At 47.3% G+C, this 6729-nt stretch carries 6 protein-coding genes; all 6 read left to right on the plus strand.

Annotation, left to right across the window (positions count from 1 at the left end; translation table 11 throughout):
- Nucleotides 1–374 precede the first annotated feature (374 nt).
- The 6 genes from V3S16_RS13190 to argH all read left to right on the plus strand — a co-directional run bounded on the left by V3S16_RS13190 (nucleotide 375) and on the right by argH (nucleotide 6617).
- Nucleotides 375–959: a 5' nucleotidase, NT5C type gene (locus V3S16_RS13190; RefSeq protein WP_413885672.1), complete on the plus strand. Its 585-nt coding sequence runs from the start codon at nucleotides 375–377 to the stop codon at nucleotides 957–959.
- Nucleotides 956–1891 (plus strand): site-specific tyrosine recombinase/integron integrase, encoded by a 936-nt coding sequence (xerA, locus tag V3S16_RS13195; RefSeq protein WP_413885674.1) that lies wholly within the window; start codon nucleotides 956–958, stop codon nucleotides 1889–1891. Before V3S16_RS13190 ends, xerA begins: the two co-directional genes overlap by 4 nt.
- A 7-nt stretch (nucleotides 1892–1898) precedes the next feature.
- Entirely contained in the window at nucleotides 1899–2429 is a 531-nt protein-coding gene (gene hslV / locus V3S16_RS13200) for an ATP-dependent protease subunit HslV (RefSeq protein WP_413885676.1), read from the plus strand.
- Nucleotides 2430–2452: 23 nt separating this feature from the next.
- Nucleotides 2453–3829, plus strand: coding sequence for an ATP-dependent protease ATPase subunit HslU (hslU, locus tag V3S16_RS13205; RefSeq protein ID WP_413885678.1), 1377 nt, complete (start codon nucleotides 2453–2455; stop codon nucleotides 3827–3829).
- Between the two features lie 168 nt (nucleotides 3830–3997).
- Nucleotides 3998–5176, plus strand: coding sequence for an acetylornithine transaminase (locus tag V3S16_RS13210; RefSeq protein WP_413885680.1), 1179 nt, complete (start codon nucleotides 3998–4000; stop codon nucleotides 5174–5176).
- A gap of 37 nt (nucleotides 5177–5213) precedes the next feature.
- Nucleotides 5214–6617 (plus strand): argininosuccinate lyase, encoded by a 1404-nt coding sequence (argH, locus tag V3S16_RS13215; protein WP_413885682.1) that lies wholly within the window; start codon nucleotides 5214–5216, stop codon nucleotides 6615–6617.
- Nucleotides 6618–6729 lie beyond the last annotated feature (112 nt).

Genomic DNA, 6729 nt, shown 5'->3' on the forward strand with positions numbered 1-6729 from the left:
CGGTTCGGGAAATTAAGAAAAAGATTAAGGAATTGAAGACTGAACGCGAAACGGCCTTGAGTAAAAATGACGCCAAAATGGCGGCGATTTATCGACGCCGCATTACCAGGCTCAAGAAAAAGACTCGCAGGGCAGCGTAATTGGTCATTAGTCATTCGTCAGTGGTCATTGGTTATTGGAGTGCCGCGCTGGGGAAGCACTTTCAGCAAGGGTTGGCAGAACCCTTTGCATCAACTAATCGGGAGAACAACTTTTTTTATAAAGGACCAATGACAAGTGACCAGTGACCAATGACCCCGGTGAAATGCGCTGTGCTGTCACTACGTGAATTTCACGGGGCAAGCAAGTGACCAACGACAAACAGCAAATGACAAATGACGAATATTAGGATCGATCCGGCGTCGATTGCCTTTGATATTGATGGCGTCGTTGCCGACACCATGACATTATTCCTGGATATTGCCCGTGACGAATATAACATTGACTGGATCAGGCTCGAAGACATCACCTGCTATCAATTGGAAGAATGCCTCGACCTCGATGCCGCAATTATAGGCTCAATTATAAACAGGATAATGGATGGTGATTACAATGTGCCGTTAAAACCCATAGCGGGAGCCCCCGAGGTTTTGTCGCGGCTGGGCAGACAAAACGGGTCGATTCTTTTTGTAACGGCGCGGCCATATTTGAATCCCATCGACGACTGGGTAAAAAGTGTCCTGACACTTGATCCCGGGTCAATAGAAGTGGTTGCCACCGGTTCATTTGAGGCCAAGGTTGATGTGCTTGTAGAAAGAGATATTACCTATTTTGTAGAAGACCGGCTTGAGACATGTTTTCCAATTCAGGCCGCCGGATTGGTGCCGGTGTTGTTCAAGCAACCGTGGAACCGGGAGCACCATCCGTTTATGGAAGTCAGCAACTGGAAAGAGTTAGAATCGCTTATAGAATTTAAATGAACTCGACTTCTTTGAAAAACCTGATCAGTTCTTTTGTCAAATCCCTTTACTCTGAAAAGGGGTATTCTGAGAATACATGCCGCGCGTATTTGCACGACCTCAAAGAGTTTGCAGCTTTTATTTTTAGTAGCTGGTTTTCAGAGAATATGAGTAAAACGGAGGCAGACTCTTTCAGGGCCGACCAGGTCGAGGGTTTGATGATAAGAGGTTACCTGGGGTTTTTATATAAAAAAAATAAAAAGGTTACGATAGCCCGCAAGCTTTCGGCTCTTCGCAGCTTTTTCAGGTACCTTGTCAAACACGGGGTTATTTTGGAAAATCCGGCAGAGTTGATTCTGACGCCCAAGCAGGAGCAAACGATCCCAACTTATCTTCCGGTCGATGATATGTTCAGGCTTCTGGATTCCATCAAGGCCGATAATCTGGCAGGGTTAAGGAATCGTGCTATTTTTGAAACACTTTATTCGTGCGGACTACGCGTGTCTGAACTTTCCGGCATGAATCTGTTTGATGTCGATTTTACTAAAAGTGTGATTCGTGTTCTTGGAAAAGGCGATCGGGAGCGCATTGTACCCATCGGCCGGAAAGCACTGGAGGCCATCAAAGCTTACCGGCAAAGACTGCGGGAGGAATCAGGCATATCGGATGATTCAAAGGCCCCGCTTTTTTTAAATAAAAACCAGGGCCGGCTTACAGTGCGATCGATTGCCCGCATTCTTGATAAAACTGCCAAAGAATGCGGACTTTTGGCACCTGTTTCACCGCACGCGCTGCGGCACACATTTGCGACTCATATGCTTGATGCCGGTGCGGATTTAAGGGTGGTGCAGGAGCTTTTGGGGCACAAAAGCCTTTCGAGCACGCAGAAATATACGCATGTGAGCATCGACAGATTGATGGCGGCGTATGATAAGGCACACCCTAGAAGGTGAAAAAACAATGAAAATTCGAGGTACAACCATACTGGCTGTCAGGCATAAGGGCAGGGTGGCGGTTGCCGGCGACGGCCAGGTGACTTTGAACAATACGGTCATTAAACATAAGGCTAAAAAGGTCAGAAGGATTTACAACGACAAAATCATTGTGGGATTTGCCGGTGCCACCGCCGATGCTATGAACCTTTCTGAACGTTTGGAAGGCAAATTAGAGCGTTATAACGGCAATCTGACCCGTAGTGCCGTTGAGTTGGCCCGAGACTGGCGCACCGACAAATATTTAAGGCGTCTTGAGGCTATCATGATCGCCGTCGATGAAAACAACATGTTGCTCATCTCCGGCAGCGGTGATGTTATCGAACCCGATGAGGGTGTCATGGGTATCGGTTCCGGCGGAATCGGAGCCCAGGCGGCGGCAATGGCCCTTATCAAGCATACCGATCTTGATGCAAAAGGTATTGTAAAAGAAGCCATGATAATAACAGGTTCCCTGTGTGTGTTTACCAATGAAGCTGTGACGATTGAAGAGTTATAATAACCGTTCAAGGGACTTCAACTATGAGCAATCTTAAGCCAAAAGAAATTGTTAAAGAACTTGACAAGTATATAATCGGCCAGGACAAAGCAAAGCGTTCGGTCGCCATTGCCTTAAGGAATCGGTGGCGCAGGCAGCAGGTGCCGGAGGATCTGCGGGATGAGATAGCACCCAAAAATATTATACTTATCGGTCCCACCGGAGTAGGCAAGACCGAGATTGCCAGGCGCCTGTCGAATCTTACGGATTCTCCGTTTAATAAGGTTGAGGCCTCCAAGTTTACCGAGGTAGGATATGTTGGTCGCGACGTTGAATCCATGATTAGGGATCTTCTCGAACTTACCGTAAACAAACTTAAAGTCAGAGAGCAGGAGGTTGTCAAGGACAAAGCCTGGCAGATCGCTGAAGAGAGAATGCTCGATCTTTTGCTTCCGAAGTCGGAGAAACATCAGGCCCAAAAGGGTGACGCTACAGCCGAAACGCGGCTTGAACTTTTGTCATCGTCCGGTGGTGATGAGTCCTCTTCTACACGAGAAAAGCTAAGAAGCATGCTGCGTAACGGCAAACTTGATAATCGATATGTTGATCTGGACGTATCCGACCGGGCCATGCCGGTGGTGGAAATATTTTCAAACGTCGGCATGGAAGAGATGGGGATCAATTTCAAAGATATGCTGGGCGGTCTTATACCTAAAAGTACCAAGCGGCGCAAAGTAAAGGTGCCGGAAGCAATGAAGACGATGGCGGCCGAGGAGTCTCAGAACCTTGTGGATTTAGACAAGGTGATAAAGCAGGCTATTGAGAAAGTGGAGCAGGCCGGGATAATTTTTTTAGATGAGATTGATAAGATTGTCGGCAAGAGCAGTACACAGGGTCCTGATGTTTCCAGGGAAGGTGTTCAGCGTGACCTGCTTCCCATCGTGGAAGGGAGCACGGTAACCACCAAGTACGGTCCGGTGAAGACCGACAACATTCTTTTTATCGCCTCCGGTGCATTTCATACCGTCAAACCTTCTGATTTGATACCGGAACTTCAGGGACGGTTTCCCATACGAGTGGAGCTTGATTCGCTGGGCTGGCAAGAATTTGTGAGGATACTGACCGAACCGAAAAACGCCCTTTTGCTGCAATACATGGCGCTTTTAAAGACCGAAGGTGTTGAGGTGGTCTTTGAAAATGATGCTGTCGAAGATATCGCCAGAATTGCCGAAGAAGTTAATAATATGACTGAAAATATTGGCGCCCGCAGGCTCCATACCATGATGGAGTGTCTGTTGGAAGATATTCTTTTTGATGCACCGGACTTGCAGGAAAAGAGCATCGTTATAGACCGACTATATGTGAAAAATAAATTGAAAGACATCAAGGATGATGAGGACTTAAGCAGATACATCCTTTAACCCGAATTTCTCACAGCCTGCTACGCCCATTTACTGCGTTATCAGGGATTCGCGGTAGACAAACTACAGCTTCATCCCTGAATGCCTTGTAAATGAACGCATCAGACTATGAGAAATCCAGGTTGGTTTTCGTCCATAAAAGGAAGATTTTGCTGTAAAGGACTCTTTATGAAAAAAGAGATAATCGATCAAGCAGAGCATGTTATTGCCAAGACTTACACAAGATTTCCCATTGTGATTACCAAAGGCAAGGGATGCACGCTCTGGGATACAGAAGGCCGAAGTTACACCGATTTTGTTGCCGGGATAGCCGTATGCAACCTCGGCCATGCACACCCAAGGATTACAAAGGCACTGGCCACCCAGGCGGAAACCCTTGTGCATGTTTCCAACCTCTACTATACGGTTCCGCAGGTTGAGCTCGCCGCCTGGCTTGTAAAGCACAGTTTTGCAGATCGGGTTTTTTTCTGCAACAGCGGGGCTGAGGCCAATGAAGCCGCCATAAAGCTGGCCAGAAAGTACTTCAAGGAAAAAGGTGCAAACCGTCGCTACCGGATCATATCCATGGAGAGATCTTTTCACGGGCGCACCATGGCCACCCTTTCCGCTACCGGCCAGGACAAGATAAAGCAGGGCTTTGAACCTGTCTTGGAGGGTTTTGATTTTGTTTCGTTTAACGACATTGAGGCCTTGCAAAATAAAATCGATGCAAAAACATGTGCCGTTATCATGGAGCCGATTCAGGGCGAAGGCGGCGTGCGCTGCCCGGAACCCGAATACCTTAAAAGGGTCAGGCAGTTGTGTGATGAAACCGGTGCACTTCTGATATTTGATGAAATCCAGACCGGAATCGGGCGTACCGGCAGGCTCTTTGCGTATGAACATTTCGGCGTTGAACCGGATATTATGACCTTGGCCAAGGCTCTCGGCAATGGACTGCCCATTGGCGCTATGCTGGCCGTAGAAGATGTGGCCGAGGCCTTTGGAGCCGGTTCACATGCTTCAACATTCGGTGGTACGCCGGTTGTGACCGCAGCTTCACTTGAGGTTACCAAAATACTTGACGAGGATAATATCGTTGATCACTGCGGTAAAATCGGGGCCTATTTCAAGGAAAGACTTTTATGGCTGAAAAGCAGACACGAATCAATTGTGGATGTTCGCGGACTCGGCCTGCTGCTGGGGATGAAGCTCAACAAAGAAGGGGCGCCGGTTGTCAATTTGTGCCTGGAAAAAGGATTTATGATTAACTGCATCCAGGATAATATTTTGCGTTTTATTCCTCCATTGACCATTGGAAAAAAAGAGATCGATTCCCTGGTGGACTGTTTGGATGAAATTTTATAACTTAAAACTGCATATGCACATGAGGCCAGAGGTATATATGTCTGAAAAACCCTGGAACGGTCGATTTTCCGAAAAAACAGACATGCTTGTTGAAGCCTTTACATCTTCAATTGATATCGATAAACGGCTTTACCCTTACGATATCGAAGGCAGCGTCGCCCATTGCCGGATGCTGGCCAAAGTTTCGATTATTTCAGAAGAAGAGGCTTTTTTGCTGATCGAGGGCCTTGGTAAAATTAAAAGAGAGCTTGATCGGGGCAAGTTTGCCTTTGATGACAGCCTCGAAGATATTCATATGCATATTGAGACCCGGCTGGTTCAGAAAGTGGGCAAGGTCGCCCTGCAACTTCATACGGCCCGCAGTCGTAATGACCAGGTGACCCTTGATGTTAGAATGTATTTGAGGGATGAGACCAAAAATGTAATTGAGCGCCTTGTTGAGCTGCGAAAAGTCATCGTTGCTCTGGCCAAGGTACATATAGAAGTCGTCCTGCCGGGATACACGCATTTGCAGCGAGCCCAACCGGTTCTGCTTGCGCATCACTTGATGGCTTATTATGAAATGTTTTCGCGCGATGCGGACAGGTTCAGCGACGGCTTGAAACGTATAAACATCATGCCGTTAGGCAGTGCGGCTTTGGCCGGGACAACCTATCCCATTGATAGCGAATACACGGCCAAACTGCTCGACTTCCCCAAGGTATCGGCCAACAGTCTGGATGCGGTTTCAGACAGGGATTATATTATCGAATTTTTATCTTCAGCTAGCCTTGGCATGGTGCATTTAAGCCGCCTGTCCGAAGAGCTTATTTTATGGTCGTCAGCCGAGTTCGGTTTTATTGAACTTCCGGATGCCTTTGCCACCGGTAGCAGCATCATGCCTCAGAAGAAGAACCCGGATGTACCTGAACTGGTCCGCGGCAAAACCGGTCGAGTTTTTGGGGATTTGACAGCCTTGTTGACCATTATGAAGGCGTTGCCGCTGGCTTATAACCGCGACATGCAGGAAGATAAAGCCGCTTTGTTCAATACGGTCGATATATTAAAAGAATGTATCGAAATTAACATCCATATGCTCCCGAAGCTGATCGTAAACCAGTTAGCCATGCAGCAGGCCGCGACTTCAGGTTTTTTAAACGCAACCGACTTGGCTGATTACCTTGTGACCAGAGGTATGCCGTTCCGTCAAGCCCACAACTGTGTCGGCCAGGCTGTTAGCTATGCACTCAAGCAGCAGAAAGAGCTTCAGGAACTTACATTAAAAGAATTAAAGTCCTTTTCATCACTGATAAAAAAGGATGTTTTCGACGTTTTGACTACCGAACAAATGATAAACCGCAGAACATCTTTTGGTGGAACAGCCACGGAAAACGTAAAGGCCGCTATCGAGGCGGCTGAAAAAAGCCTTGATAAAGAGTCTAAGTGCAGATCTCGTAAATAATGATAGATGGTGCGGTGAAATTTTGGACAAAACGCTCCACCTCTAATCAAATATTGGGTTCAAAGGTTCAACGTTCAAAGGTTCAGAGGTTGGCTGCCTCGTTGTATTACCC

Source organism: Candidatus Desulfatibia sp., assembly GCF_036446775.1.
GTDB lineage: Bacteria > Desulfobacterota > Desulfobacteria > Desulfobacterales > UBA11574 > Desulfatibia_A.